The following is a 25015-nucleotide window of genomic DNA, read 5'->3' as shown; positions in this document are numbered from 1 at the left end:
CATGAGTACCAATGCACTTGAAAAGGCCTTGTGGCAGATCGGAACCAACCCGGTGGAGACGGAGCGCTACCGCGCCTGCCCGCAGACCTACGCAGCGGAGTTCCGGCTGGACGAAGCGGAGCGGGCCATCCTGGCCGAGCTGGATGTCGGCGCCATGGCGCGGCGCGAGACCAGCACGCTGCTGCTGATGATGGCTTTCCTGGCGGTGCGCGGGCCTGCATCGATGGGCGAGTACATGCAGAGCATGAACCGTCCGGCCTGAGGCCGACCTACGAAGGAGACAGAAATGGCAGAAATAGTGGGCGGCTTCCTGATGCCGCATGACCCCTTGATCCCCAGCATCACCGATGCCGCGGAACCTACGCAGCGTGATCGCGTTCTCGGTGCCTTCGAGCAAATCGCGCGCCGGATCGATAAACTTGAAGCCGACACTGCGATCATCATCGGAGACGATCACTACGCGCTGTTTGGACCGCACTGCATCCCGCGCTGCCTGATCGGCATTGGCGATGTCGAGGGGCCGGCCGAGAACTGGCTCGGCTTCGAGACCGGCGTGATCGAGAACAACGAGCCGCTGGCCAAGCACATCCTGTTCAGTGGTTACGACGATGGAATCGACTGGTCTTTTGCCAAGGCCCTGACGGTGGACCATGGGGTCGCAGTGCCGCATCACTACTGTGTCAAGTCCAATGTTGGGCTGCGCACCATTCCCGTGTATCTCAACTGCGGTGTGATGCCGGTGGTGCAGGGGCGTCGGGCCCAGCAGATTGGCCAGAGTATCCGCCGCGCTATCGGCAGCTGGGGTGGCAAGGAGCGTGTGGTGGTGTTCGGAACCGGCGGCATCAGCCATTGGGTCGGCAGCGCGGAAATGGGCCGAGTCAACGAGAGCTTCGACCGCCGCATCCTGGCGCTTGCGGGCGCCGGTGACGTCGAGGGTCTGATCGCGCTATCCGACGAGGAGATCCTTCGCGAGGGCGGTAATGGCGCTCTGGAGATACGCAACTGGATCTGCGCCATGGCTGCTCTCGGAGAATCCAGGGCCGAGCTGATGCTGTACGAGCCGGTGCCGCAGTGGATCACCGGCATCGGATTCGCCGAACTGAAGGCGGCCTGAGCTCCCCGTGTCCCGCAACCTGCAGTTCTTCCTGGACTTCATGAGTCCCTTCGCCTACCTGGCGCACCAGCGGCTGCCGTCGCTTGCGCGCCGCTATGGGCGCGGCATCACCTACTGCCCGATCGACCTGCCGGCAGCCAAGCGTGCTGCCGGCAACAGCGGCCCACCCAACGTGAAGATTCCGGTGAAGCTGCGCTACCTGGTGACCGACATGGATCGCTGGGCGCGGCGCTACGGCGTACCGCTGAAATTCCCGGTGTCGCTGGACTCGGGCCTGATGAACAAGGGTCTGTTCTATGCCATCGACCGAGCCCAGGCGGAATCCTATGCAGGCGTCGCCTGGCGCCGCTGTTGGGGCGAGGGCAGCGATATGGGTGACCCCGCGCTTCTGCAGGAGGTTGCGGAAGAGCTCGGCTGGGACGCGGGCGAGTTCCTCGGGTTTCTCCATTCGGAGGACGCCGAGGCGCGGTACGACGCCAGCAACCGGCTTGCCCAGGAACTGGGTGTTTTTGGGGTGCCGACGATACGGATCGGCGATCAGATGTGGTGGGGCAACGACCGCCTGGACTTCCTCGAGGAGTACCTCGCGCAGCCCGATTTGAAGTTTGCGATTCAGGAGAAAGTACTATGAGTTCCATCAATACCTTGATCGATGTGCGGAACGGCCTGCAGAGCGCGCGCATCTATCATGACCGTGATATCTACGAGCAGGAGATGGCGCAGATTTTCGCGCGCTGCTGGCTGTTCCTGACGCATGAGAGCGCGATCCCGAATCCGGGTGACTTCGTTACCGCGCGCATGGGCCAGGATGAGGTCATCGTCGTGCGACAGAAGGACCGGAGCCTCAAGGCCTTCCTCAACGTGTGCCGTCACCGCGGAGCGCGCCTGTGTCCGGTCGAAGCCGGAAATTCGCGGGGCTTCGTCTGCAACTACCACGGCTGGTCCTATGGCTCGGATGGTTCGTTGCAGTCCGTGCCGTTCGAGAAGGAGCTGTACAAGGGTCGACTGGACAAGGCCACGCATGGCCTGCGCGAAGTAGCCAAAGTGAAGAGTTATCACGGTTTTGTTTATGGCTGCTTTGATGCCGCCGCCCCGAGCCTGGAGGACTACCTGGGCGAGGCGCGCTGGTACCTGGATATCTGGATGGAAGCCAGCGGCGGCGTCGAGTTGATCGGACCGCCCGGGCGCTCTATGGTGCATTGCAACTGGAAGGCGCCGAGCGAGAACTTCGTTGGCGATGCCTATCACGTTGGATGGACCCATGCTGCTGCGCTGAAAGCCGGTGGCGGCATGCTGGCGCCGATGGCCGGCAATGCGGGCCTGCCGCCGGAGGGCGCCGGCCTGCAGGTGGCGACGCGCTACGGCCACGGTTTGGGCATCCTCTACGACGTCGCCCCCGGCTCCCACGACGGCAAGCTGGCCGCCGACCTACTGGCGTGGCAGGCCCAGAAGCGTCCCGCGATCGAGAAAGCGGTGGGCGCCCTGCGCGCGCGCTACTACGGTTCGCACATCAACGGTTCGGTGTTTCCCAACAATACCTACCTCTGGGGATCCAACCTGTTCAAGGTCTGGCAGCCGCACGGGCCCGATCGCACCGAGTGCTTCACCTGGGCGATTGTGGAGAAGGACATGCCGGCGGAGCTCAAGCAGCGCATCGCCAATTCCATGCACCGCACCTTCGGCGTGGCGGGCTACTGGGAGGCGGATGACAACGACAACATGGAATCGGAAAGCCAGCTGTCTCGCGGCTATGTCACGCGCCAGGGCTTCATGAACGCGCAAATGGGTATCGGTGGTGACCGCGAGGACCCGGAATTGCCGGGCGTGGTCGGCGAGTCGGCCATCGGCGAGACCTCCTACCGTGGCTACTTCCGCTTCTACCAGGAAGTGATGGCCGCGAAGGACTGGCACGACATGGATCCCAACGACTCGCAGTGGAAGCGCCAGCTTATTGAGGCAGGAGCCGATCCGACCCCCGTCGCGGCAGCGGCCTGATCCCCGGAGACCCTATATGGCAAACGATGCAGCGGTAGCGGTGAAGCTGGACACGGCCGGAACCGTGCCGCCGGAACAGTACGCTCCGGACGCGGTCTGGCGCGAGGCCGAGCGGCTGTTGTACCGCGAGGCCCGGTTGCTCGACACCGAGCGCTTGTCCGACTGGCTGGAGCAGATCGTGGATCCGACGATTCGCTACATGGTGGTGAGCAGGGAACTGCGCTTCCGCAAGGAGAAACGCTATGGACAGCCCGCGGAGGTCTTCATGTACGACGACGACTACGGCTTCCTCAAGGCGCGTGTCGACCAGTTCCACAGCGGCATGCAGTGGCGCGTCGATCCGCCGGAGCGCTACCGGCGTCTGGTGACGAATGTCGAGGTGTTCGAGACCGGCAAGGACGGCGAGTTCGCGGCGCGCAGCAATTGCCTGGCGGTCCGCACGCGCCGCGCCTACGAGATCGACCAGTTCGTGTACTGCCGGGAGGACGTCCTGCGGCGCTGCCCCTTCGGCACGCTGCGGCTGGTGCAGCGACGTATCGACTTCGACGAGCGCTCGGTGGCTGGCCGCAATCTGGTGATGATCCTTTGACAGACGAGAAACAACATGGCGGAGCGAAGCATGGGATGGCTTGAAGGCAATGTGGCAATCGTCACCGGCGGCGGTTCCGGGCTTGGCAGGGCGCTGGTCGAGCGCTTCATCAAGGAAGGCGCAAGGGTGGGCGTACTGGAGCGCAGCGCCGAGCGCGGCGAGGAACTGCGGCGCGATTTCGGCGATCAGGTCGAGGTCGTAACGGGCGATGTCACGACCTGGGAGGACAATGCCCGTGTGGTGGAACAGACCGCCGCGCGCTTCGGCCGGCTGGACACCTTTATCGCCAACGCGGGCATCTTTGATTTCTTCCAGGCCCTGCCGCAGCTGGAGCCTGAGAAGATTTCCGCGGCCTTCGATGAATTGTTCGCGGTCAACGTCAAGGGCGGCCTCCTCGGGGCCCGGGCAGCGCTGCCGGAGTTGCTGAAGAGCCAGGGCAGCATCATCTTCACGATCTCCAATTCCGGCTTCTATGCCGGCGGAGGCGGCCCGATCTATACCGCCTCCAAGCATGCGCTGGTCGGCCTGGTGAAGCAGCTGGCGCATGAGCTGGCACCGAAGGTGCGCGTCAACGGCGTCGCCCCCGGTGGCCTGCGCACCAACCTCAGCGGCCTGGTCGCGACGGGGACCGCGCAGCAGGCGCTGAACCAGATCGATGAATTCGACCAGATGATCGTCGGAATCACGCCTTTGCGTATGGCGCCGACGACGGCACAGACCTGCGGACCCTACGTCCTTTTGGCCTCGCGCGAAAACGCGGCGCCCATCACCGGTGTCGTCATCAACAGCGATGGCGGCTTCGGCGTGCGCGGCATCATGAATGTCTGCGGCGGCGAGAACCTGTAACTCCATTACATAGGGGAAAACCCATGCTGAAGCTGTACTACAGTCCCGGCGCCTGCTCGCTGGCGGCACACATCGCCTTGCGCGAGTCAGGCCTGTCCTTCGAGCTGGAGAAGGTCGACTTGGCCAGCCGCCGGACCGCCTCCGGCGGCGACTATCTCTCGATCAATTCCAAGGGCTATGTGCCGGCGCTGCAGTTTGCCGACGGCTCGGTATTGACTGAGGGGCCGGCGATCCTGCAGTACGTCGCGGACCAGAATCCGGGGCTGCGACTGGCGCCGCCAGTCGGCAGCCGAGAGCGCTACCAGCTACAGGCCTGGCTGAACTTCTTCTCCTCCGAACTGCACAAGCAGTACAGCCCGCTGTTCAACCCGGCTTGCACCGCCGAGCAGCGCCAGACTGCGATAGCCGCGCTGGAGCGGCGCTATATCTGGCTGGCCAACGAGCTGCGCGACCGCACCTATCTGGTCGGCGATTGCTTCACGATAGCCGACGCTTACCTGTTCACGGTCAATGGCTGGGGCGCTTTCATCGGTTTCGATCTTGGCCGCTGGCCGGTGATCGGGGCATACCAGCAGCGCATCGCCGCCCGCCAGGCGGTGCAGGCCGCGTTGCGCGCGGAGGGCTTGCTGAAGGATATGACCTGAAGCGCGGGGCATGACATGAAAATCTGTCGATTCAACGGCAACCGCCTCGGAGTTCTGGTAGGAGACGGCGTTCTGGACGTGACGCCGGCGCTGGCCGCGATCCCCCTGCAGCATTGGCCGTTGGCACAGGGCGATCCCCTGATCCTGCATTTCGACACCGTACTGGAGCGGGTGCGGGAGCTGCTGCCCGCGGCACCGCGCCTGGCGCTGGATCGCCTGGCGCTGGATTCACCGGTGGCCAATCCCGGCAAGATCGTCAATGCGCCGATCAACTACCGGGCACACATCGACGAGACCAGCCAGGACGCAGCCATTGCGCATGGGCGCGACATGACCCGGAGCATCTGGGACTGGGGCCTGTTCCTGAAGGCCAGCAGCGCGCTGATCGGTCCCTCCGAACAGATTCGCCTGCGCTTTCCCGATCGCCGAAATGACCACGAAGTGGAACTGGCGGTGGTCATCGGTCGGCGCTGCCACCAAGTGTCCCGCGAGGAGGCCTTGAACTACGTCGCCGGCTACGCCATCGGCCTGGACATCACGATCCGCGGCCCCGAGTTGCAGAGCTTTCGCAAGTCGCCGGACACCTATGCGGTCTGCGGGCCCTGGCTGGCGACGCGCGACGAGATTCCGGATCCCGGCGTATTGGATCTGCGCCTCTGGGTCAACAACGAATTGCGGCAGTCGGCCAATACCCGGCAGCTGATTTACGATGTGCCGCGCCTGATCGAATACGCCTCCAGCTTCTACACGCTCCATCCGGGCGATCTGATCTTCACGGGCACGCCGGAGGGGGTGGGGCCGTTGCTGCCCGGTGACCGGGTGGACGCGGAGATCGCGCAGATTGGCCGTTTCAGCATCCAGGTGGCGGACCGCTACGTCTGATCGTACAGAAGGCTCGTCTCCAATCACCGCGCCGGCATTTTGCCGGCGCGGTGTATCCGCTTAGACGAAACGGTCGAAATGCAGCTGTGCGGTTGGCACGCGCTTTTCCAGCATCAGTAGTCGCTGCAGTGCGTCCGTCATCGGCGGCGGGCCACAGAAGTAGTAGTCGTATCTGCTGGCATCGCCTGCCGACTCCAGCCACCCCTGCAGCACCTGGTGCACGAAGCCGCGCTGGCCTTCCCAGGCCCCGGCATGCGCTGGGTCGGAGATCGCGGTGACGCACTCGACTCTTCTGGCCAGCGCCTCATCGCGCGCCAGCAGGGCCGGCGCGCAGAGGTCTGCCGGCGTACGGCCGCCGTAGAACAGCAGCAGCCGCCGGGACGCCAGCTGCGGTGCCCGTGCCGCAGCGGCCAAGATCGACAGCAGTGGCGAAATGCCCGAGCCGCCGCCGACGCAGACGATGTCGCGGTCATTGTCCGGGCGCAGGTGTGCCATGCCGTAGGGGCCGTCCAGGCCGATCGTATCGCCGGGCTGCAGGCCCTCGAACAGAGCCGCGCCGCCGCGACCGGCGCCTATTTGTTTGATCACGAACTGCCAGAGGCCCTCGCCGTTCGGCAGATTCGACATGGAGTAGGCGCGGGCGCCAGCGACGCCCGGCAGGTCCAGCAAGGCGTACTGGCCGGGCAGGAAATCCGCCGGGTCCCCTGCGCGGAAGCTGAACTCGGCCATGTCGGCGGTCAGCCGCGTTCTCGACACCAGGGTCGCACGCCGCCGCGTGGGTCGCAGCGACGGCTGGCAGTCCGGCTTGAGCCGGACGCGCAGTGTGCAGTCACCGCTGGGGACCGTTTGGCAGGCCAACTGCCGCCCGCGCTCGCGGGCCCGTGGCGTGAGGCCCGGGGCCTGAGGCCACAATTCTTCGAGGTCTCCGGAAACCCTTTCGAACTGGCAGGAGCCGCAGCCACCGGAATTGCACTCGTAGGGGAAGGCGATTCCGGCACGCAGCGCGGCACGCAGCACCGTATCTCCGGCATCGCAAGGAAAGCTCTGACCGCTGGCTTCGAGGGTAATCAGGTGCCTGGCCATGTGTATGGAATAGAAAAGGCGGCCGGCGTCGACACTGCCCGCGCAGCCGCCAAGGACGGAGAAGGGAGGCCTACTGCTGCCCGAAGACGCCGATCGGACCTTCAGCAAGGTTGACGATCACGCTCTTGGTCAGGGTGTAGTGATTCATCACCTCGGCGGCAAACTCGCGGCCGAAACCGCTCTGCTTGTAGCCGCCGACCGGCATGCCGCCAAGGAAGTTGTAGTAACGGTTGACCCAGACCGTGCCGGTTTCCAGGCCCCGCGCGATGCGATGGGCGCGGGAGAGGTCCCTGGTCCACAGTCCGCCACCGAGACCGTAGACCGAGTCGTTGGCCATGCGCACCACCTCTTCGTCGTCGCGAAAGCCGATGACGCAGCTGACCGGGCCGAAGATTTCTTCCTGGGCGATGCGCATGCTGTTGTCGACGTCGAAGAACACCGTCGGTTCGATGAACAGGCCATCCTCGAACCCGGCCGGGGTGGCCTTGCGGCCACCGGCGGCGAGCTTGGCGCCCTCCTGCTGGCCGAGTTCGAGGTAGCCCATGATCTTGTCGTATTGCGTCCTGGAGACCTGCGGCCCGATCTGCGTCGTCGGCTCGCGCGGGTCTCCTGCCTTCACGCGCTTGAGCAGGGAGGTGAACTTGTCGAGGAAGACATCCTTGACCTTTTCGTGCACGAAGACGCGGCTGCCAGCCAGGCAAACCTCGCCCTTGTTGAGCACGGTCGACATCGCCGCGCCCTCGGCGGCGGCATCCAGGTCGGCATCCTCGCAGACGATATTGGCGGACTTGCCACCCAACTCCATGGTCTGCGGAATGATGTTGACGCTGGCGTACTGCATCAGCTTTTGTGCCGTCGGACGGGAGCCGGTGAAGGCGACCTTGCGCACCTTCGGGTGCGTCACCAGTGCCTCACCGACGCTGGGGCCATATCCGGTGACGACGTTGACCACGCCTGGCGGCAGAAGATCTGCCATCTCGCGGAAGAACTCCAGCACCGACAGGCAGACGATCTCGGAGGGCTTCAGCACCACGGTGTTGCCCGCGGCCAGAGCCGGCGCCAGCTTCGCGGCCATCATGATCAGCGGAACGTTCCAGGGAATGATCTGCGCCACCACCCCCAGCGGTTCACGCAGCACGATACCCAGGGTATTCGGCGCGTCGATCGACTGGCCATGAAGGAACCAAGGAGCTCCGGAGAATATCTCGAACTGCTCGATGGCCATCGGCAGGTCGAAATGCATCGCTTCCATAGCGGGTTTGCCATTGTCCAGGCAATCCATCATCGCGTAGTCGGCCATTCGCGCACGCAGGCGGCGCGCCATCTCGTAGAGGACGCGCTGGCGCTCGGAGCGCGGCGTCTGCGACCAGGCCGGAAAGGCTTGCGCTGCGGCATCGACAGCTCGGCGCGCGTCCTCGGCGTTGCCGGACTGGATATACGACAGAGTCTGACCGTTGGCGGGATTGATCATCGGGATGCGCTCGCCGCTGGCGCCCTGGACCCATGTGCCGCCTATGAAGTGGCCATACTCCTTCTGGAAGTATTTCGCTGCCTGGGCGGCATCGCCGTTGCGGTCCGGGAATTCGCTCTTGGTCATTTCTGGTCTCCTCGTTCGACTGGCGGCTTGTCCGTCAGTGATCCTTGATTTCGGTATAGAGATCGCCGCCCTCGACGATCACCGGGTAGGTCTGCAGCGGCACTTCACAGGGGAACTGCGTGGCCTCACCGGTCCTTACGTTGAAGCAACCGCCGTGGAGGGGGCACTCGATGGTGTCGCCCTCGAAGAAGCCGTCGCTCAGCAGGGCGACGTTGTGCGTGCAGACGTTGCTGGTGACGTAGATTTCGCCGCCGACGTCGAAGGCGGCAACCGGCGGAAGGCCGGCGATGTCCAGGGGCAACATGCCGGCAGCGGGGACGTCGGCCCTGCTACAAAGCCGTATTTTTCTTGTCATTGAAGTGCGCTCTCCGATTCTCGACCGTTGGTCTGTCAGCTGTTGCCAAAGGATCGTGAACGGCAGAGCATCATTCAATAGAATGAGAGTAATGAACCTCATCACTCCGCTGAATGTCGGGCCAGCGCGCGTCAGGTTCAAATGGAGGCGCCATGGATCTGAATAAAGTCGACCTAAACTTATTGCTTGTGTTCAACCAGCTGGTAATCGAGCGGCGCGTGTCGCGCGTCGCCGAAAGCCTGGGGGTCTCGCAGCCAGCGGTGAGCAACGCGCTTAACCGCCTGCGCAAGCTGCTCAACGATGACCTGTTCCTTCGTACCTCTCACGGCATGGAACCCACGCCTCGTGCGCTGCAGCTGGCCGAACCGATCGCCTACGCGATCGATACGATCAAGAGCGCGCTGAGCCAGGAGAGTGTGTTCGAACCGGCGACCAGCACGCGCAGCTTCACCATTGCGGCGACCGACATCGGCGAGATCTATTTCCTTCCGCCGCTGCTGAACCGGCTCGCGGAGATGGCGCCGGGCGTCACCCTGTCGACGATCCGCCACAACCCGGCAAACCTGAAGGACGACATGGAGAGCGGCCGCGCGGATTTTGCGATCGGCCTGCTGCCGCAGCTGCAGGGCAGCTTCTTCCGCCAGCGCCTGTTTCGTCAGCGCTTCGTCTGCGTGTTCCGCAACCAGCATCCGCTGGCCAAGCGCAAGATCGTCAGCAAGGAAGATTTCTACTCGGCGAAACACGCCGTGGTGGTGCTCCATGGCACCGGTCACGGAGAAGTGGACAAGCTGATTGACCGCAAGGGCGCCGAGCGCAGGATACAGTTGTCAGTGCCGCATTTCGTGGCGATGGGCCATATCCTGCAGGAAACCGACCTGATCGCGACCCTGCCGGAGCGGCTCGCGAAACGCCTCGAAGGTCCCTTCAAGCTCACATGCGTGCCGCATCCGGTCAAACTGCCGGATCACTCCATCGACTTGTTTTGGCATGCCAAGCTGCATCGCGACCCGGCCAACCAGTGGCTGCGGCGATTGCTGTTCGAACTGTTTACCGTTTGACGATGGCCGCGGGGCGCCGTTCCAGGCGCCGCCCGGCCTTGAGGATTTGACCGGGGACTTCGTGGCCGACCAGCTTCTGCAGCCTCTCGGAAGCGGCGAGCAGGATGTCGATGTCGATGCCGCAGTCGTAGCCCTGCAACTCCAGCATGTGCGCGACGTCCTCGGTGCAGACATTTCCTGTGGCACCCGGCGCATACGGGCAGCCGCCCAATCCGCCCAGCGAAGCGTCGAAGCGCCTGACGCCTGCAGCTGCGCCGGCCAGCACGTTGGCCAGGCCCATGCCGCGGGTGTTGTGGAAGTGCAGTGTCAGCGTCTCCAGCGGCCATCGTCGCGCCCAGGCGGCGCTGATCGTGGAAACCTGGGCGGGGTAGGCCATTCCGGTGGTATCGCAGAGCGCAATGCTGTCCACGCCGAGATCGAAGAACTGCCATGCCCAGTCGAGCACACGTGCCTGAGCGACCTCACCTTCGTAAGGACAGCCGAAGGCGGTGGATAGCGAGACGTTGATGGCGATGCCGGCCGTGCGTGCCAGGGCGACGACCTCGCGCAAGGCGCTGAAGGACTCTTCGCAGCTGCGGCGCAGGTTGGCACGGTTGTGACTCTCACTGACCGACATCACCAGGTTGAATTCGTCCGGCCGCAATGGCAGTGCGCGTTCGGCGCCCCGCAGGTTCGGCACCAGGACCGTGTAGATGATCTCCGGCGCGCGATGGATCGTGCCGAGCACGGCGTCCGCATCGGCCAGCGCCGGGATGGCCTGGGGCGATACGAAGGACGTGACTTCGATCTTGGCCAGGCCGCTGCGCGACAGCATGTCGATCAGCGCGATCTTGTCGGCACTGGGCACAAAGCAGGCTTCGGCCTGCAGGCCGTCGCGCGGGGCGACCTCGGTGAGGTGGATGCGGGGACGCGGATTCATTGCATGGGTCATACGATGCGCGCCCCGCGCAAGGCAGAAAGGCGCTCGCCCTCGATCCCAAGGCTGGCCAGCACGGCCTCGGTGTCCTCACCTAGCCGCGGCGCGGGGTGGCGAATTCCGCCAGGACTTAGCGACAGCTGGGGGATGATGCCCGGAACTTCCAGCATGTCGCCCTCCCGCGTGGTCACGGTCTGTATCATGCCGCGTGCACGGTATTGCGGGTCCTCGGCGATGTCTCGGGCGGAGTAGACCCGGCCGCAGGGCACGCGTTCGGCCTGCAGTGCCCCCAGTACCTCCTCGACGCGGCGTAGCCGGGTCCAGGCGCCGATCGCTTCATCGAGCTGCGCGGCGCGGGCAACACGGCCTTCGTTGTCGGCTAGTGCCGTGTCCTGTGCCAGGTCGTGGCGGCCGATCGTCTCCATCAGCCGCCTGAAGATGCTGTCGCCGTTGCCGGCGATCAGGACGTGGCCGTCGCTACAGGGGTAGGCGTTGCTGGGTGCGATACCCGGCAGCGCGCTGCCCGCTGGTTCACGTATGACGCCGGCGGCGCTGTACTCCGATAGCAGGCTCTCCATGCAGTTGAACACGGCCTCGTACAGCGCCACGTCGATCACCTGGCCGGCCCCACCGTTGACCTTGCGGTGATACAGCGCCAGCAGTATGCCGATCGCACCGTGCAGAGCGGCCAGGGTATCGCCGATGCTGACGCCAACCCGAACCGGCAGGCGTCCCGGCTCGCCGCTGAGGTGGCGCAGGCCGCCCATGGCTTCGCCGATGACGCCAAAGCCGGGACGGTCGCGGTAAGGACCGGTCTGGCCATAACCGGAGATGCGCAGCATCACAAGGCCCGGGTTTAGCGCCGACAGCTCCTTCCATCCCAGCCCCCAGTCCTCCAGCACGCCGGGGCGGAAATTCTCGATCAACACGTCGGCCTCTGCCGCGAGCCGTCGCGCGATGTCCTGCGCCTCGGGCTGGCGCAGGTCCAGCGTCACCGAACGTTTGTTGCGCGACTGTATCTGCCACCAGACCGAGGTGCCGTTGCGAAGCAGGCGCCAGTTGCGTAGCGGGTCGCCCTGTCCCGGCGGCTCGATCTTGATTACTTCGGCGCCGAAGTCGCCGAGGACCTTGCCGGCGAAGGGACCGCCTATCAGCTGTCCTAATTCGAGAACCTTGAGTCCTGTCAGAGGCGGCGGGTCGGTACGTGCGTCGCTGCTCATCGTTGATCCCTGTCGATGTCGGAGTGCGCAGACTAGCCCGCGATCCTCCGGGCGCAACATTCACGAGAGTGAACGGCATCATTCACCCTATACGATTTACTTATGGTGGGGCATCTCCGATTCTGCAATCGAAGTGGATCAGAGGAGAGCGAGGGTGGAACTGGTGGTGCGACCCAGCGGGCGTGTCCTGGAAGTACAGGCGGGGGAGACCCTGCTGGACGCGCTATTGGGCAACCAGGTTCCTATCTCGCACAGCTGCAAGGACGGACGCTGCGGCGTCTGTCGCTGCCGGCTCCTGCGCGGCAAAGTCGTGGGGACGGCGCGGCAGATGCGTCCGTCGCCGGTTCCGGGGTGGTCCTGCGTGCTGGCCTGCCAGAGCGTGCTGACCGAAGACTGTGTGATCGAGATTCCTGCGCCGGAAGAGGTGGTAGTTCACCCGGCGCGCACGATGAAGGCCGAGGTGGTGGCGGTGGCGCCTCTGTCCCGCGACACCCTGCGGCTGAGGGTGCGGCCACAGTTGCCGCTGTCATTTTCCCCAGGGCAGTACGTCGAGCTGGAATTCGAGCGCGGCCTTGCCCGTCCGTACTCGATGTGTGGATTGCCGGGAAACGAACTGGAGTTCCACGCGCGTCTCCATCCAGGGGGCCGTGCTTCCGCCCGCCTTTCCGGAGAGCTCAAGCCCGGCGACGTGCTCAAGCTGCGTGGGCCTCTGGGAATCACCTTCCTGCGATCTCGCAATGAAGATCCCATCCTCTGTGTGGGTGCCGGCACAGGCCTGGCACCGACGCTGTCGATCCTGCGCGGCATTGCCGCCGCAGGAATGAAGAATCCGCTGCAGATCTACTTGGGGTTCACCTGTCGGGAAGACGTCTATGGCCAGGACGAACTGGCGCAGGTTCTGGAGCAGTTGCCGGCGGCGTGCACACACACCGTGGTCGCCACCGGAGCCCTCGACCGTGGCATGAGGCGTGGCCTGCTGACAAGCGCGATCGCAGCTGATTTCCCCAGCCTTGCGGGCTGGCGCGGCTACGTTTTTGGATCGCCGCACGCGGTGGACGCCACGGTGCGTACGCTGCGGGAGAAGCAGATGGCGGAACAGAGCATCTACGCCGAACCCTTTCACATCACCGGAAACTAGCCAGGCTCCCATGACCTCCGCTGCCATGATCGACCCCGCTGGCCTCGATGCCCGCCGCGAGTACTACGAACGCATCGACCGCCACCACCTCACGCCGCTCTGGGAAGTGCTAGGGACGTTGGTGCCGCCGACGCCGAGAAGCCCGGCACAGGCGGCACTGTGGCGCTACAACCAGGCCCGCGACTACCTGCTTGAAGCCGGCGGGTTGATCAGCGCGCACGAGGCCGAGCGCCGGGTGCTGGTGCTGGAGAATCCCGGATTGCGGGGGCAGTCGCGCATCACTCAGAGTCTCTATGCCGGCCTGCAGCTGATCCTGCCGGGTGAAGTCGCGCCGGCACATCGTCATACGCAGTCGGCGCTGCGCCTGGTACTGGAAGGCGAGGGCGCCTACACCGCAGTCGACGGCGAGCGCACGACGATGCGCCGCGGTGATTTCATCATCACCCCGGCCTGGACGTTCCACGATCACGGAAACTCCGGCACGCAGCCGGTGATCTGGCTCGATGGCCTCGACATCCCGATCGTGCAACTGCTCGACGCCGGCTTCGCTGAAAAGAGCGCGCAAGACGAGCAAGCGGTGATACGGCGCGAGGGCGATGCACTCGCGCGCTACGGGTACAACATGCTGCCGGTGGATTTCGAGCCGCAGCGCCAGGATCCGACCAAGGTCTTCGTCTATCCCTACGCCCGGACGCGAGAGGCGCTGCGTGGGATCGCATCAGGCGACATCGATCCGCATCACGGCTACAAGCTTCGCTACGTCAACCCGGCCACTGGAGGTTCCCCGATGCCGACGATCGGCGCGGCGGCTCAATTGCTACCCGCCGGCTTCGAGACCCGCGGTTGCCGCAGTACCGACAGCAGCATCTTTATCTGCCTGCAGGGCGGCGGTGTGGCGCGCATCGGCGAGACCGAACTGCGCTTTGGCGAGAACGACGTGTTCGTCGTGCCCTCCTGGAATGAACTGCGCCTCCAAGTGACTTGCGAAACCATCCTGTTCAGCTATTCCGACCGCCCGGTCCAGCGACTACTGGGTCTATGGCGCGAGCAAAAGGCCTGATTACACATCCAGGTTCACAACCCGAATCACAGTACTCGAGGAGAGTTTGGTGAAGTACACATTTTCGCCCGCGCCGGGCTATGTGCTGCCGGTGGCCGGCAGCGACGAACAGTTTCCGGTCAATCGCATTTTCTGCGTCGGCCGCAACTACGCGGCCCATGCCCGTGAAATGGGCCAGGACGAGCGCGAGCCGCCGTTCTTCTTCATGAAACCCGCCTCCGCGATCGTGGTCGTCAACGGTCAGACCGCGGAGATTCCGTATCCGCCGATGACCGGCAACTTCCATCATGAGATCGAGCTGGTGGTGGCGATCGGCCGGCAGGGCAGGGCGGTGTCGCAGGACGAGGCCGAGTCGCTGGTCTACGGCTACGCCGTGGGCCTGGACATGACGCGCCGTGACCTGCAGCTGGAGGCTCGCGACAAGGGGCGCCCCTGGGAGTTCGGCAAATCTTTTTCGCAGTCTGCGCCGATCGGCGCGATCCGTCGGGTCGCCGACGTGGGCCATCCGAAATCCGCTTCCATATCGGTCGCTGTCAATGGCCAGCCGCGCCAGGCTTCGGATATCGCCAAGCTCATCTGGAGCGTGCCGGAGTGCATCGCCTTCTTGTCGCAGTTCGAGACCCTGCAACCGGGCGATCTGATCATGACCGGCACGCCGGAAGGCGTCGGCGCGGTGGTCGCCGGCGACCTGATGCTGGGACGGATCGATGGTCTAGGCGAAATCCAGGTACGCGTGGCGGGCTGACCGCTCAGGAGAACCGCCATGAACGACGCCCCCATCACTCTCCCTTCGTCGCCGGGTTGGCCGGGCGACGGGGTGCACCGCGTGCCCTATTGGGTCTACACGGATCCGGATACCTATCGACGCGAACTCGAGCGCTTCTACTACGCCGGTCACTGGTGCTATATCGGCCTGGAGGCCGAGATCCCGCACCCGGGCGACTTCCGCCGCTCGGTTGTCGGAGAGCGTTCGGTCATCATGGTGCGCACCCAGGACGGCGGCGTGCGGGTGCTGGAGAACGTCTGCGCCCATCGCGGCGCGCAGTTCTGCCGCGAGCGCCAGGGTAACCGCAAGGAATTCGTCTGCCCCTACCATCAGTGGGCCTACGATCTTGAGGGCAAGTTGCGCGGCATTCCCTATCGCCGAGGTATCCGCCAGGACGGTCAGCTCAATGGCGGCATGCCGGCTGATTTCCAGATGGAGGGCCGCGGCCTGACCTCGCTCAAGGTCGCGGTGCGCGGCGGCGTGGTGTTTGCCAGCTTCGACCACTCGCTGGAGTCCTTTGAGGACTACCTCGGTCCGACGATCCTGTCCTACTTCGACCGCGTTTTCGACGGCCGCAAGCTGAAGATACTGGGCTACAACCGGCAACGAATCCCGGGAAACTGGAAGCTGATGCAGGAAAACATCAAGGATCCCTATCATCCGGGCCTGTTGCATAGCTGGTTCGTGACCTTCGGCTTGTGGCGCGCCGACAGCAAGACCTCACTGAAGATGGACCCGCACAAGCGCCATGCCGCGATGATCGGCGTGCGCAGCGTCGGCAAGCCGGCCGGGGACGTCGTCTCCGGCGTGACCAGCTACAAAGCCGACATGAGCCTGCGCGACCCGCGCCAACTCGACATCGTGCCAGAGGAATGGTGGAAGGGTCCGACCGCGGTGATGTTGACGCTGTTTCCGAGCCTGATCATTCAGCAGCAGGTCAATAGTCTCTCGATGCGGCATATCCAACCGCGCGGGCCTGGCGTGTTTGATTTCGTGTGGACTCACTTCGCCTTCGAAGACGACAGCGACGAGATGATCCAGCGGCGCTTGCTGCAAGCCAACCTGTTCGGCCCGTCCGGCTATGTTTCCGCGGACGACGGCGAGGTCATCGAGTTCTCGCAGATGGGGTTCCAGGAAAAGCCAGACCAGCAATGCCTGCTGGAAATGGGTGGGCACGATAGCGAAGAGGCAACCAACATCGCCTCGGAGACACTGATTCGGGGCATGTATCAATACTGGCGGCGGGTGATGGGCGTATGAATCAGGCACTCGAACCGCTGGTGTACACCGAGCTTTTGCAGCTCTACGCCGAGTATACGGCCACCGTCGATGCGGGCAACTGGGACGGCTGGCCGGAGTTCTTCACCGAGGATTGCGTCTACAAGCTCCAGCCGCGCGAAAACCATGAGCGTGGGCTGCCGCTGGCGACGCTGCATTTCCATAGCAAGGGCATGCTGCAGGATCGCGTCTACGGAATCCGCGAGACCCTGTTCCATGACCCCTACTACCAACGGCATGTCGTGAGCTTGCCGCGCGTCCTGGCGGTGGATCGCGGGCGCTGGTTCCTGGAGGCGAACTACGCGGTGTTCCGTACCAAGCTTGGGGAAATCAGCACGGTGTTCAATGTCGGCCGTTATCTGGACGAAGTGGTGAGGGTAGATGGTGCGCTGAAGTTCGCGTCGCGCTTCTGCATTTACGACAGCGAAATGATCCCCAACGCGATCATCTACCCAATCTAGGAACTTAATGACCGGCGTATTTCGGATCACCGAGCTGATCGACACGCGCCCGCTGGGACGCCTGCAGCTTGAGGTTGTCACGCTGTGCGCTCTGGTGGCCTTGCTTGACGGCTTCGACACCCAGGTCATCGCTTACGTCGCTCCCGCGATTGCCGAGCAATGGGGCATGGCGCCGTCGGCGCTGGGGCCGGTGTTCGGTGCCGGGCTGCTGGGTCTGATGGCCGGCGCGCTTATCGGCGGGCCGCTGGCCGACCGTTGGGGGCGCAAGTGGACGATCGTGGTTTCGACCCTGCTGTTCGGCGTATTCGCACTGGCGACTGCTTGGGCGCAGACACCCGGACAATTGCTGGCCTTGCGCCTGCTGACCGGGCTAGGCCTGGGCAGCGCGATGCCCAACCTGATCGCGCTGACCTCCGAGTATGCTCCGGCGCGACTGCGCACCATGCTGGTGACGCTGATGTTCTGCGGCTTCCCGCTGGGCTCTATCCTCGGTGGCGTTCTTAGCGCGCTGTGGATTCCAACCTTGGGCTGGCCGGCGCTTTTCGTGCTCGGTGGCGCTGTCCCCCTGATGCTGACGCTGGTGCTGGCCTGGCGCTTGCCGGAGTCGCCCGGGTTCCTGCTTTTGCGGCGCGCTCGTAGCCGTGAACTCCAGCGCGTGCTGGAACGGCTGGAGCCGGACAGACGGCATGATTTGCGAAGCGTTATCGCCGGCGAACCGCCGCATCCGGGATTTCCTCTACGGGAGTTGTTCCGCGGTCGGCGCACGAAGGTCACCTTGCTGCTGTGGACCGCGTTCTTCATGAACCTACTGGTCATGTACTTCATGGTCAACTGGCTGCCGACCCTGCTGACGCTGACCGGCTACTCGCTAAGCTTGGCGATCCTGGCCTCGTCGTTGCTCAACTTGGGCGGGATCGGCGGGGGCATCCTGTTGGCTGCCTTGGTGCGACGCTATGGCCCCTACCGGACGCTGGGAGCTGCCTTCGTGCTGGTTGCCGCCATCGTGGCGGCGCTGGCCCACGTGACGGCGCTACCGCGGCTGACACTGCCAGCGATCTTCTTGGCCGGCGCGGGCGTAGTCGGCGCGCAATTCTGCCTCAACGCCTTGGCTGCCGAGGCCTATCCGACCGCGATCCGTGCTACCGGTGTCGGTTGGGCGCTGGGCATCGGTCGAATAGGCTCGGTCGCCGGTCCGCTGCTGGGTGGACTTCTGCTGGGCTGGGGGTGGTCCCCAGACCAACTGGTGCTGGCCTGCGCGATCCCGGCGCTGGTCACGGCAGCGGCGATCTTCGGCCTGGCGCGGCTGAGCGCCCCGGCTCCCGCCCCCTCGTCCCGGAACCTGCTTCCATGAAACTTCACACCTACTACCGCAGTTCCGCCTCCTACCGCGTCCGCATCGCGCTTAACCTCAAGGGGCTGGAGGCCGAACATCTGCCCGTGCATCTGACGCGAGATGGGGGCGAGCAGTTCCTGGCGAAGTTCCGCGCTACAAACCCCGCGGCGCTAGTACCGGTGCTGGAAGACGGTAGCGAACGTATCGCCCAGTCATTGGCAATCATTGAATATCTCGACGAGCGTTACCCGGAATCGCCGTTGCTGCCGGCCTCCGCCGCCGACCGTGCCTGGGTCCGGCAGATCGCGCTGGCCATCGCCTGCGATATTCACCCGCTAAACAATCTGCGCGTCCTGAAGTACTTGACCGGCCCGATAGGCTTGTCGGAGGAGCAGAAGCAGACCTGGATACGCCATTGGATCGATCTCGGGCTACAAGCGCTCGAGAGCAGGCTGACCACATCGCCGCGCCGCGGTGCATTTTGCTTCGGCGATCGACCGACTTTGGCGGATTGTTGCCTGGTGCCCCAGTTATTCAATGCGGAGCGCTTCGGGATGGCGCTGGACGCCTATCCGAACCTGCGGCGCATCGAGCAGGCCTGCAATATTCTGAAGGCTTTCCAGAATGCACATCCGGCGAATCAACCGGATGCGGAGTGATGCGAGCCGGCAGCCGGCACTTAATGTTCCTGACCGGGAAACTTCGATGTCATTTGCTGGGATCGGTTTGCGTGGTCGCAACTCCAGAGTAAGAGTAGAGGTCCTGACGAACCGTGAGAAGCTCGTCTTCCAAGCCTTGCGGGACGGGTTGACCGCTCTCGAGACTGCAAAGGCGTTGGGGGTGTCAATCAACACCATCAAGTTTCATCGAAAGAATCTTTACTCGAAGCTGGGAGTAGGGTCGCGCCTGGATGCCGTGAGAACGTTTGATGCTGGTGAGGAAGCCTACTCATCCTGGCATGCATAGGCATCACGTTGTAGCAGGAGGCCGAGCAAGCGAGACGGCCACTTCGCTTCTCCCGCCCATATACGCATGTGCCCTTAGGTCTTCATCCGAGCATCTCGGAGGCGGTCATTTTCGAAGGCGATAACTGACACTTAAGCGACAGTCGCTGATCAGCCGAGGCTGTGTGAAAACGGCCTAAAGCTTGCTGGGCAAACTCCGTCTGCGGAGACGGAGAATCGGATGAGCCGCTTCATCGAAGGTGAAGACAGAACGCAAAGCGTCCTCTTCCCAGAGCGTCTTGATGATTACATCGGCGAGGACAACCCGGTTCGAGTGATCGATGCCTTCGTCGACGAGCTGGATCTCGCTAAGCTGGGGTTCGATGGCGTCCACGCAGAGGACACTGGCCGCACCAGATGAGCCGGTACATTGGCCAGCTCGCCGTAGGTGCCCCAGCGAGCGATATCCAATGGAGGGATTAGAGCGACGGCATCGCCAACCTTTGTCTCGGTTACGTCGCTACCGACTGCGACCACGATGCCAGCGGCCTCATAGCCCAAGCGGCTCGGGAACTCGGCCTCCTGTAGATACGCATGGTTGCGAAACATCACTTCGGCACGGTTCAGGCCAATAGCTTTGACGCAAATCTGCACCTCGGTTGCTGCCGGCGCCGGTACGTCCAGATCTTCCAGCTTCAGAACGCTGGCGTCACCGTATTCATGAATTCTGACAATGCGTGCCATTACGGATACCTCGCTTTTGAATGGGCTTTGATTTATGCGACCTGCAGTGTCGGATAGTCTGTATAGCCCTTGGCGCCACCTGCGTAGAACGTGTTGGAGTCAGGCGCGTTCAGCGGTGCCTTGGCCTTGATGCGTGCGGGCAGGTCCGGGTTAGCCAGGAAGGCGGTGCCAAAGGCCACAGCGTCAAGCTTGCCTGCGGCGATGGCCGCCTCTGCCTCATCAGCGCTGTAGCCCATGTTGCCCACCAACACGCCTTTATACTTCTCACGCGCTACGGGCATGACATCGGCCTTCTGCACGCCGAAGAAATCGGCGCGCATCACGTGCAGGTAAGCCAGCTTGAAGGCATTGAGCCTATCGGCCAGGAAGCCGATGAGGGCCAGCGGGTCGCTGTCTTTCATGCTGTTGAAGCTGTTGAGGGGCGACAGGCGCAGGCCCACACGTTCGGAACCGATCGCCTGGGTCACGGCAGTGAGTACCTCGAACAGCAAACGTGCACGGTTTTCCAGCGATCCGCCGTAAGCATCGGTGCGCTGGTTGGGCGTGTCGCGCAGAAACTGGTCAATCAGGTAGCCGTTGGCGCCGTGTACTTCCACACCATCAAAGCCGGCGGCAATGGCGTTGCGCGCGCCTTGAGCAAACGCAGCGACGATGCCGGGAATCTCGTCGACGGTCAGGGGGCGGGGCACCGCGTGCGGCACCTTGCCTTGGGGCGTGTGGATCTCACCCTCAATAGCGGTGGCGCTGCTGGAGACAATGGGGGCGCCATCGGCAGCGCCAGGGTAGGCTGCGCGGCCAGCGTGCCAGATCTGCATGAAGATGCGTCCGCCCTTGGCGTGCACCGCGTCGGTCACCTGCCTCCAGGCTGCAATCTGCGCGTCGTTGTAGATGCCAGGCTCATTGACGAAGGCCGATGTACCGGGCGCCACCATGGTGCATTCGGAAATCAGCAGGCCGCCGGTGGCTCGCTGGCTGTAGTACTCGGCCATCAGCGGGTTGGGCATGTGGCCAGCGTCGGCACGGGCGCGTGTCAGTGGTGCCAGAAGGATGCGGTTGGGCAGGGTGAGAGAACCTACTTGAAGTGGATTGAATAACATGTGGATGAAACCCCAGATTGGTGAACAGAAAACAGTGGTAAAGCTAACAGTATTCCCAACACTCAGAACTTTGAAAAGTCTCTGAACTTTGAAAGGTCACTGAAGACTGCTCTGGCACGGCTGGTGCTTTTGCACCCAACGCACGATGTAGTAGACGCAAGTGGGTAGGCCTTTGCTTCCGACAGTTTCGCGGCGGTCTCCAGCCGTACATGCACCAAACGCCTTTGGTCATCCCCCGCGTCGCAACTCCCTGACACCCCGGCCCAGCTTGCGGCGCAACAGGGCCCTCAGGGTCACCCCATCCGAGTACCCGACCTGTGCGGCGACCTGGTCGACGCTCGCGTTTCCGGTGCGCAAGAGATGCACGGCATGCTCCACGCGCAGGTCCTGGAAATACGACAGCGGTGTCTTGCCCAAAACGCTTTGCAGCCGCCGCGCCAAGGTGCGCTCGCTTGTGCCCGCGGCGCTGGCCGCCTCGGCCAGCGAGAACCCCTGCGCGAGCCGACGTCTGGCCCAGCACTCGAAGCGCTCCACCATCGGGTCGGCATGCGCAAGGTGGTCGGGAATCACGAACTCGGCTTGCGAACTGCGTGTCTCGACCAGCAGATAGCGTGCCACCAGGGCCGCCAGCGCCGGACTGCGCCCTCGGATGATGCGCAAGGCCAAGTCGACGTGGGCCAAAGCGGCACCCGCGGTGGTGAAGCGTGTCGAGTTCACGATCATGCGTGACTCGTCCAGCGTGACGTTCGGATAGCGCTGCCGAAACATCGGCCCCAGCCACCATGACGTCGTCGCACGATGCCCATCAAGCAGGCCACTCTCTGCAAGCAAGAAACTACCGGAGCAAGCGGCACCAAGGTGCGCGCCAGCGGTGGACCACTGCTGTAGCGCCGCGACCGCGTCGGGCACATCGGGGCGTGTGAGTCGAGCCGAGAGCGTGTCAGGCATCTTGTCGCCAAACGCTGGCACGAGCACTACGTCTGGTTCGGGCACACCATGCGCAGTGACCACGGGGACCGTCAAGCCTTGCGCAGTTCGGATGCGACGCCGCATGCCCACCAGCGTGAGCTCTATGTGCGCGGGAGCCTGTGGCAGCGAGCCCGCCATCGCATTGGCTAAGCCCACTGTGTCAGTGAGCGCCGCAAGCCCCAGATCAAACACGCCATCACAAACAAGGAGGTGGAGTTTCATGGCAACAATGATATCAATGTTGTCATTATTGCCGATAGAGATGTCTGTCATGAAGACTTAGACTGCAGTCTCGTCGATCCCTTCCCCCACTTTTCCATTTACCCAAAGGAATACAGCATGACCAAGCTCGCCCTGTTTGTTCGCCTCGAAGCTAAACCCGGCCAGGAGGCTGCGCTTGCCGACTTCCTGGCCAGCGCACTGCCGCTCGCCAACGCCGAGTCCGGCACCACGGCCTGGTTCGCATTGAAGTTTGGCCCTTCGACGTTTGGTGTGTTCGATGCCTTTGCCGATGAGGCTGGTCGCCAGGCACATCTGAACGGCCAGATCGCCGCGGCCTTGATGGCCAACGCAGCGACCTTGCTCAGTTCTCCGCCCAATATCGAGAAGGTCGAACTGCTTGCAGCCAAACTGCCTGCATGACAACCCGGCCTTGACCCAATCAGGTCACGCTGCAGGATGGGGTGTTGCCGCTCGTTGAAAACTGACCACCTCTGCTCATTGAAAATTGACCAGGGGTGGAAGCCGGGGGCGATAGCCCCCGGCGTGGTCTGATCCTATCGGTTGTCAGATGGCTTCGTCGATTTCCTCCTTGGCCTGGGTCTTGGCCTGTTCACGGGATTTGATGCGGGCCTTGGCCGTGCTGCTGCTGTGCCGGAAGCGATAGGACTCGTTGCCGGTCTCCACGATGTGACAGTGGTGCGTGAGCCGGTCCAGCAGTGCCGTGGTGAGCTTGGGATCGACAAACACACTGCTCCACTCGGCAAAGACCAGATTGGTCGTGATGATCACGCTGGTGTGCTCGTAGAGTTTCGACAGCAGGTGAAACAGCAGCGCCCCGCCAGCCTGGGAAAACGGCAGATAGCCCAGCTCGTCCAGGATCACCAGATCGAGGTGCATTAGCTGATGGGCCAGACGGCCGGCCCTGCCGGCCGCCTTCTCCTGCTCCAGCGCATTGACCAGTTCCACCGTCGAGTAGAAGCGCACGCGCTTGCCATGGCGGGTGACGGCTTCGACCCCCAGCGCCGTCGCCAGATGCGTCTTGCCCGTTCCGGTGCCGCCGATCAGCACGATGTTCTCGGCCTTCTCGGTAAAGGCGGTGCTGGCAAACGTGGTGATCTGCCGACGCTCGACCTTGGACTGATCAAAGTCGAAGCCGGCCAGATCCCGATGGATCGGGAAGCGGGCGGCATGCATCTGGTAACGGATCGAGCGCAGGCCACGGTCGGTCGATTCGGCCTGCACCAGGTGGGTCAGCAGCGACTCGTAGGTCGTCAGCCCACCGGTGCTGCCTTGCTCGCCCCAGTCGGCATAGCAGCTGGCCATGCCATAGAGGCGCAACGCCTTCAGATCGGCGATCAGGTCAGCCATGGCCCACCTCCTCGCGCAGCGCGTCATAGCGCCGCGGGTCGGCGATCGGCGTGGTCGTGACCGTCAGGGCGGTATCGACCGATTCCGGCGGCGGCCCTTCCCGCAATCGGGCCAGGACATTGAGCACATGCTCGGCGCTGGGCCGCCCGGATTCGAGGACCAGATCGACGGCGACCAGCACCGCTTCCAGCCCGAAGACCGGCACGGCCGACAGCACCTGCGCCATCACCCGGTCGCCACCGTCGCGGCGCAGCAGCGCGCGGCTGAGCCGTTGTAATGGGGCCGGCAGATCGGCAAACGGCGCGCCGTTTCTCAGCGCGCCGGGCTTGCGCTCGATCAGCGGCACGTAGTGCTGCCAGCCGTAGACCACATGGTCACGATCGCTGGCCCGGGTGTGCTCGGCCACGATGGCCTGCTCGGCGACGATCACGACGCGCTCGGGGTACAGCCGCACACTGACGCGATGTCCGGCGAGCGCACAGGGCACCGAGTAGCGATTGCGGGCGATCGAGACCAGGCTGGTGCTCGACACCCGGGCGGGGGATTCGATGTAGCCATCAAACGGCGTCGGTACCGGCATCAGCTGCGGCTGCTCGTGCTCCCAGGCTTCCTGGATGCTCATGCCGGGAAACTCGGGGTGCGGCGCCTGTCGAGCTGCGGTGCACTGCGTTGCCAGCCAGACATTGAGTTCGCCAAAGCTGGCGAAGCGATGATCGGCGGCCTGCTGCCAGATGCGCCGGCGCGTGTCCTGCACGCTCTTCTCGACCCGGCCCTTCTCCCAGCCCGAGGCGACGTTGCAGAAGTCGGGATCGAAGAGGTAGTGCGCCGTCATCGCGGCGAAGCGGGCGTTGACGATGCGGGCCTTGCCGCGACCCGGCACCCGGTCGACGGCGGTCTTCATATTGTCGTAGATGCCGCGCCGGGCGACCCCGCCCAGGCCGGTCAGGCAGCGGCTGTGGGCATCGAAGAGCATCTCGTGGCCCTGGCTGGGGTAGGCCACCAGCCAGAAGGCGCGGCTGGCGCAGAGCTTCATGTGCGCCAGCTGGATCTTGCGCCAGATGCCGCCAATCACCAGGCCTTCCTCGCTCCAGTCGAACTGGAAGGCTTCGCCCCAGTCGAAGCGCAGCGGCACGTAGGCGGAGCGGGCGGTGACGGCCCCGGCTTCGGCCCGCCAGCGGCGGACGAACTCGGTGATGCGGCTGTAGCTGCCGGCACGACGTTACCCCAAAATTGAGTAGCACCGTGGTTTAGAGTCCGACCCAAGACCCCAGGAGGTCGGACGTGAAGAAGCGGTATTCGGAAGAGCAGATCATCGGATTTCTGAAGGAAGCGGATG

The 25015-nt window shown here is 63.9% G+C and carries 26 protein-coding genes and 3 pseudogenes; 19 read left to right on the top strand and 10 right to left on the bottom strand.

The genetic code is table 11. The annotated features are described in order from the left end of the window. Position 1 precedes the first annotated feature (1 nt). From QT386_RS21805 to QT386_RS21770, 8 genes are read left to right on the top strand one after another with little or no spacing between them, the layout of a single operon-like run. Positions 2-262, top strand: coding sequence for a hypothetical protein (locus tag QT386_RS21805; protein ID WP_289275861.1), 261 nt, complete (start codon positions 2-4; stop codon positions 260-262). A gap of 36 nt (positions 263-298) precedes the next feature. Continuing rightward, a complete protein-coding gene (locus tag QT386_RS21800) occupies positions 299-1114 on the top strand; it encodes a protocatechuate 3,4-dioxygenase (protein ID WP_289275860.1) in 816 nt (271 codons plus the stop codon). A gap of 7 nt (positions 1115-1121) precedes the next feature. Continuing rightward, positions 1122-1745 (top strand): 2-hydroxychromene-2-carboxylate isomerase, encoded by a 624-nt coding sequence (locus tag QT386_RS21795; RefSeq protein ID WP_289275859.1) that lies wholly within the window; start codon positions 1122-1124, stop codon positions 1743-1745. Beyond that, positions 1742-3109: an aromatic ring-hydroxylating dioxygenase subunit alpha gene (locus tag QT386_RS21790; protein WP_289275858.1), complete on the top strand. Its 1368-nt coding sequence runs from the start codon at positions 1742-1744 to the stop codon at positions 3107-3109. The genes QT386_RS21795 and QT386_RS21790 overlap by 4 nt, the downstream gene beginning before the upstream one ends. A 16-nt stretch (positions 3110-3125) precedes the next feature. Beyond that, complete coding sequence (locus QT386_RS21785; protein ID WP_289275857.1) at positions 3126-3698, top strand: aromatic-ring-hydroxylating dioxygenase subunit beta; 573 nt, start codon at positions 3126-3128, stop codon at positions 3696-3698. A gap of 30 nt (positions 3699-3728) precedes the next feature. Beyond that, the gene (hcaB, locus tag QT386_RS21780) at positions 3729-4544 is read left to right on the top strand and encodes a 3-(cis-5,6-dihydroxycyclohexa-1,3-dien-1-yl)propanoate dehydrogenase (RefSeq protein WP_289275856.1); all 816 of its coding nucleotides are present in this window, start codon (positions 3729-3731) and stop codon (positions 4542-4544) included. Positions 4545-4570: 26 nt separating this feature from the next. After that, positions 4571-5188 carry a glutathione transferase GstA gene (gene gstA, locus QT386_RS21775; RefSeq protein WP_367401480.1) on the top strand — a complete coding sequence of 206 codons (618 nt, stop codon included), beginning with the start codon at positions 4571-4573 and terminating at the stop codon, positions 5186-5188. A 15-nt stretch (positions 5189-5203) separates the two neighbouring features. Then, entirely contained in the window at positions 5204-6070 is an 867-nt protein-coding gene (locus tag QT386_RS21770) for a fumarylacetoacetate hydrolase family protein (RefSeq protein WP_289275854.1), read from the top strand. 60 nt (positions 6071-6130) lie between these two features. Here QT386_RS21770 and QT386_RS21765 read toward each other — a convergent pair whose 3' ends face one another. The 3 genes from QT386_RS21765 to QT386_RS21755 form a co-directional block, all read right to left on the bottom strand. After that, positions 6131-7153: a 2Fe-2S iron-sulfur cluster-binding protein gene (locus tag QT386_RS21765; protein WP_289275853.1), complete on the bottom strand. Its 1023-nt coding sequence runs from the start codon at positions 7151-7153 to the stop codon at positions 6131-6133. 70 nt (positions 7154-7223) lie between these two features. Continuing rightward, the gene (locus tag QT386_RS21760; protein ID WP_289275852.1) at positions 7224-8750 is read right to left on the bottom strand and encodes an aldehyde dehydrogenase; all 1527 of its coding nucleotides are present in this window, start codon (positions 8748-8750) and stop codon (positions 7224-7226) included. A gap of 34 nt (positions 8751-8784) precedes the next feature. Further along, entirely contained in the window at positions 8785-9105 is a 321-nt protein-coding gene (locus tag QT386_RS21755) for a non-heme iron oxygenase ferredoxin subunit (RefSeq protein WP_040453672.1), read from the bottom strand. A gap of 152 nt (positions 9106-9257) precedes the next feature. On the opposite strand from QT386_RS21755, the gene QT386_RS21750 reads away from it, so the two are divergent. After that, positions 9258-10163 carry a LysR family transcriptional regulator gene (locus QT386_RS21750; RefSeq protein WP_289275851.1) on the top strand — a complete coding sequence of 302 codons (906 nt, stop codon included), beginning with the start codon at positions 9258-9260 and terminating at the stop codon, positions 10161-10163. Here the strand turns inward: QT386_RS21750 and QT386_RS21745 are convergent. Then, complete coding sequence (locus QT386_RS21745; RefSeq protein WP_007184414.1) at positions 10153-11082, bottom strand: hydroxymethylglutaryl-CoA lyase; 930 nt, start codon at positions 11080-11082, stop codon at positions 10153-10155. The two genes, QT386_RS21750 and QT386_RS21745, sit on opposite strands and share 11 nt — an antisense overlap. Before the next feature lie 8 nt (positions 11083-11090). Next, the gene (locus QT386_RS21740) at positions 11091-12299 is read right to left on the bottom strand and encodes a CaiB/BaiF CoA-transferase family protein (RefSeq protein WP_289275850.1); all 1209 of its coding nucleotides are present in this window, start codon (positions 12297-12299) and stop codon (positions 11091-11093) included. Positions 12300-12453: 154 nt separating this feature from the next. On the opposite strand from QT386_RS21740, the gene QT386_RS21735 reads away from it, so the two are divergent. The 9 genes and pseudogenes from QT386_RS21735 to QT386_RS21695 all read left to right on the top strand — a co-directional run. Then, a complete protein-coding gene (locus tag QT386_RS21735; protein WP_289275849.1) occupies positions 12454-13437 on the top strand; it encodes a 2Fe-2S iron-sulfur cluster-binding protein in 984 nt (327 codons plus the stop codon). A 10-nt stretch (positions 13438-13447) separates the two neighbouring features. After that, a complete protein-coding gene (gene gtdA / locus QT386_RS21730) occupies positions 13448-14497 on the top strand; it encodes a gentisate 1,2-dioxygenase (RefSeq protein ID WP_289275848.1) in 1050 nt (349 codons plus the stop codon). A gap of 49 nt (positions 14498-14546) precedes the next feature. Next, positions 14547-15242 (top strand): fumarylacetoacetate hydrolase family protein, encoded by a 696-nt coding sequence (locus tag QT386_RS21725; protein WP_289275847.1) that lies wholly within the window; start codon positions 14547-14549, stop codon positions 15240-15242. 18 nt (positions 15243-15260) lie between these two features. Then, positions 15261-16523 carry an aromatic ring-hydroxylating dioxygenase subunit alpha gene (locus QT386_RS21720; protein ID WP_289275846.1) on the top strand — a complete coding sequence of 421 codons (1263 nt, stop codon included), beginning with the start codon at positions 15261-15263 and terminating at the stop codon, positions 16521-16523. Then, entirely contained in the window at positions 16520-17002 is a 483-nt protein-coding gene (locus tag QT386_RS21715; protein WP_289275845.1) for an aromatic-ring-hydroxylating dioxygenase subunit beta, read from the top strand. Before QT386_RS21720 ends, QT386_RS21715 begins: the two co-directional genes overlap by 4 nt. A 7-nt stretch (positions 17003-17009) precedes the next feature. After that, positions 17010-18353, top strand: a complete 1344-nt coding sequence (locus QT386_RS21710) for an MFS transporter (protein WP_289275844.1) — start codon at positions 17010-17012, stop codon at positions 18351-18353. Beyond that, complete coding sequence (gene maiA, locus QT386_RS21705; protein WP_289275843.1) at positions 18350-18994, top strand: maleylacetoacetate isomerase; 645 nt, start codon at positions 18350-18352, stop codon at positions 18992-18994. Before QT386_RS21710 ends, maiA begins: the two co-directional genes overlap by 4 nt. Beyond that, positions 18960-19301: a helix-turn-helix transcriptional regulator gene (locus QT386_RS21700; RefSeq protein WP_367401479.1), complete on the top strand. Its 342-nt coding sequence runs from the start codon at positions 18960-18962 to the stop codon at positions 19299-19301. Before maiA ends, QT386_RS21700 begins: the two co-directional genes overlap by 35 nt. A 219-nt stretch (positions 19302-19520) precedes the next feature. Beyond that, positions 19521-19670: pseudogene (locus QT386_RS21695) on the top strand (IS5/IS1182 family transposase); the annotation flags it as partial. A gap of 20 nt (positions 19671-19690) precedes the next feature. Here QT386_RS21695 and QT386_RS21690 read toward each other — a convergent pair. The 3 genes and pseudogenes from QT386_RS21690 to QT386_RS21680 form a co-directional block, all read right to left on the bottom strand. Continuing rightward, positions 19691-20023, bottom strand: a pseudogene (locus tag QT386_RS21690) (alcohol dehydrogenase catalytic domain-containing protein); the annotation flags it as partial. 32 nt (positions 20024-20055) lie between these two features. Continuing rightward, entirely contained in the window at positions 20056-21120 is a 1065-nt protein-coding gene (locus tag QT386_RS21685; RefSeq protein WP_289275841.1) for an alkene reductase, read from the bottom strand. A gap of 228 nt (positions 21121-21348) precedes the next feature. Beyond that, positions 21349-22362 carry a GlxA family transcriptional regulator gene (locus QT386_RS21680; protein ID WP_289275840.1) on the bottom strand — a complete coding sequence of 338 codons (1014 nt, stop codon included), beginning with the start codon at positions 22360-22362 and terminating at the stop codon, positions 21349-21351. 66 nt (positions 22363-22428) lie between these two features. On the opposite strand from QT386_RS21680, the gene QT386_RS21675 reads away from it, so the two are divergent. Further along, on the top strand, positions 22429-22731 hold the full coding sequence (locus QT386_RS21675) for a putative quinol monooxygenase (protein ID WP_007182542.1): 303 nt from the start codon (positions 22429-22431) through the stop codon (positions 22729-22731). 144 nt (positions 22732-22875) lie between these two features. Here the strand turns inward: QT386_RS21675 and istB are convergent, their stop codons facing one another. Further along, positions 22876-23679, bottom strand: coding sequence for an IS21-like element helper ATPase IstB (istB, locus tag QT386_RS21670; protein ID WP_289275839.1), 804 nt, complete (start codon positions 23677-23679; stop codon positions 22876-22878). Then, positions 23672-24889 (bottom strand): annotated as a pseudogene (gene istA / locus QT386_RS21665) (IS21 family transposase); the annotation flags it as partial. The gene istB and the pseudogene istA, both read right to left, overlap by 8 nt. Positions 24890-25015: the final 126 nt, after the last annotated feature.

It is taken from the genome of Solimonas sp. SE-A11 (genome assembly GCF_030345715.1).
GTDB lineage: Bacteria > Pseudomonadota > Gammaproteobacteria > Nevskiales > Nevskiaceae > Solimonas_A.
This window is presented reverse-complemented; position numbering and strand designations above follow the sequence as displayed.

Excerpts from the sequence above, each read along its gene's own strand:
- maiA (WP_289275843.1), top strand. The coding sequence starts at position 18,350 with ATGAAACTTCACACCTACTACCGCAGTTCCGCCTCCTACCGCGTCCGC.
- QT386_RS21675 (WP_007182542.1), top strand. The coding sequence starts at position 22,429 with ATGACCAAGCTCGCCCTGTTTGTTCGCCTCGAAGCTAAACCCGGCCAG.
- QT386_RS21720 (WP_289275846.1), top strand. The coding sequence starts at position 15,261 with ATGAACGACGCCCCCATCACTCTCCCTTCGTCGCCGGGTTGGCCGGGC.
- QT386_RS21700 (WP_367401479.1), top strand. The coding sequence starts at position 18,960 with ATGCACATCCGGCGAATCAACCGGATGCGGAGTGATGCGAGCCGGCAG.
- QT386_RS21715 (WP_289275845.1), top strand. The coding sequence starts at position 16,520 with ATGAATCAGGCACTCGAACCGCTGGTGTACACCGAGCTTTTGCAGCTC.
- QT386_RS21745 (WP_007184414.1), bottom strand. The coding sequence starts at position 11,082 with ATGAATCCGCGTCCCCGCATCCACCTCACCGAGGTCGCCCCGCGCGAC.
- QT386_RS21740 (WP_289275850.1), bottom strand. The coding sequence starts at position 12,299 with ATGAGCAGCGACGCACGTACCGACCCGCCGCCTCTGACAGGACTCAAG.
- gtdA (WP_289275848.1), top strand. The coding sequence starts at position 13,448 with ATGACCTCCGCTGCCATGATCGACCCCGCTGGCCTCGATGCCCGCCGC.
- QT386_RS21785 (WP_289275857.1), top strand. The coding sequence starts at position 3,126 with ATGGCAAACGATGCAGCGGTAGCGGTGAAGCTGGACACGGCCGGAACC.
- QT386_RS21755 (WP_040453672.1), bottom strand. The coding sequence starts at position 9,105 with ATGACAAGAAAAATACGGCTTTGTAGCAGGGCCGACGTCCCCGCTGCC.
- QT386_RS21805 (WP_289275861.1), top strand. The coding sequence starts at position 2 with ATGAGTACCAATGCACTTGAAAAGGCCTTGTGGCAGATCGGAACCAAC.
- QT386_RS21710 (WP_289275844.1), top strand. The coding sequence starts at position 17,010 with ATGACCGGCGTATTTCGGATCACCGAGCTGATCGACACGCGCCCGCTG.
- QT386_RS21760 (WP_289275852.1), bottom strand. The coding sequence starts at position 8,750 with ATGACCAAGAGCGAATTCCCGGACCGCAACGGCGATGCCGCCCAGGCA.
- QT386_RS21770 (WP_289275854.1), top strand. The coding sequence starts at position 5,204 with ATGAAAATCTGTCGATTCAACGGCAACCGCCTCGGAGTTCTGGTAGGA.
- hcaB (WP_289275856.1), top strand. The coding sequence starts at position 3,729 with ATGGGATGGCTTGAAGGCAATGTGGCAATCGTCACCGGCGGCGGTTCC.
- istB (WP_289275839.1), bottom strand. The coding sequence starts at position 23,679 with ATGGCTGACCTGATCGCCGATCTGAAGGCGTTGCGCCTCTATGGCATG.
- QT386_RS21680 (WP_289275840.1), bottom strand. The coding sequence starts at position 22,362 with ATGACAGACATCTCTATCGGCAATAATGACAACATTGATATCATTGTT.
- QT386_RS21765 (WP_289275853.1), bottom strand. The coding sequence starts at position 7,153 with ATGGCCAGGCACCTGATTACCCTCGAAGCCAGCGGTCAGAGCTTTCCT.
- QT386_RS21750 (WP_289275851.1), top strand. The coding sequence starts at position 9,258 with ATGGATCTGAATAAAGTCGACCTAAACTTATTGCTTGTGTTCAACCAG.
- QT386_RS21685 (WP_289275841.1), bottom strand. The coding sequence starts at position 21,120 with ATGTTATTCAATCCACTTCAAGTAGGTTCTCTCACCCTGCCCAACCGC.
- QT386_RS21790 (WP_289275858.1), top strand. The coding sequence starts at position 1,742 with ATGAGTTCCATCAATACCTTGATCGATGTGCGGAACGGCCTGCAGAGC.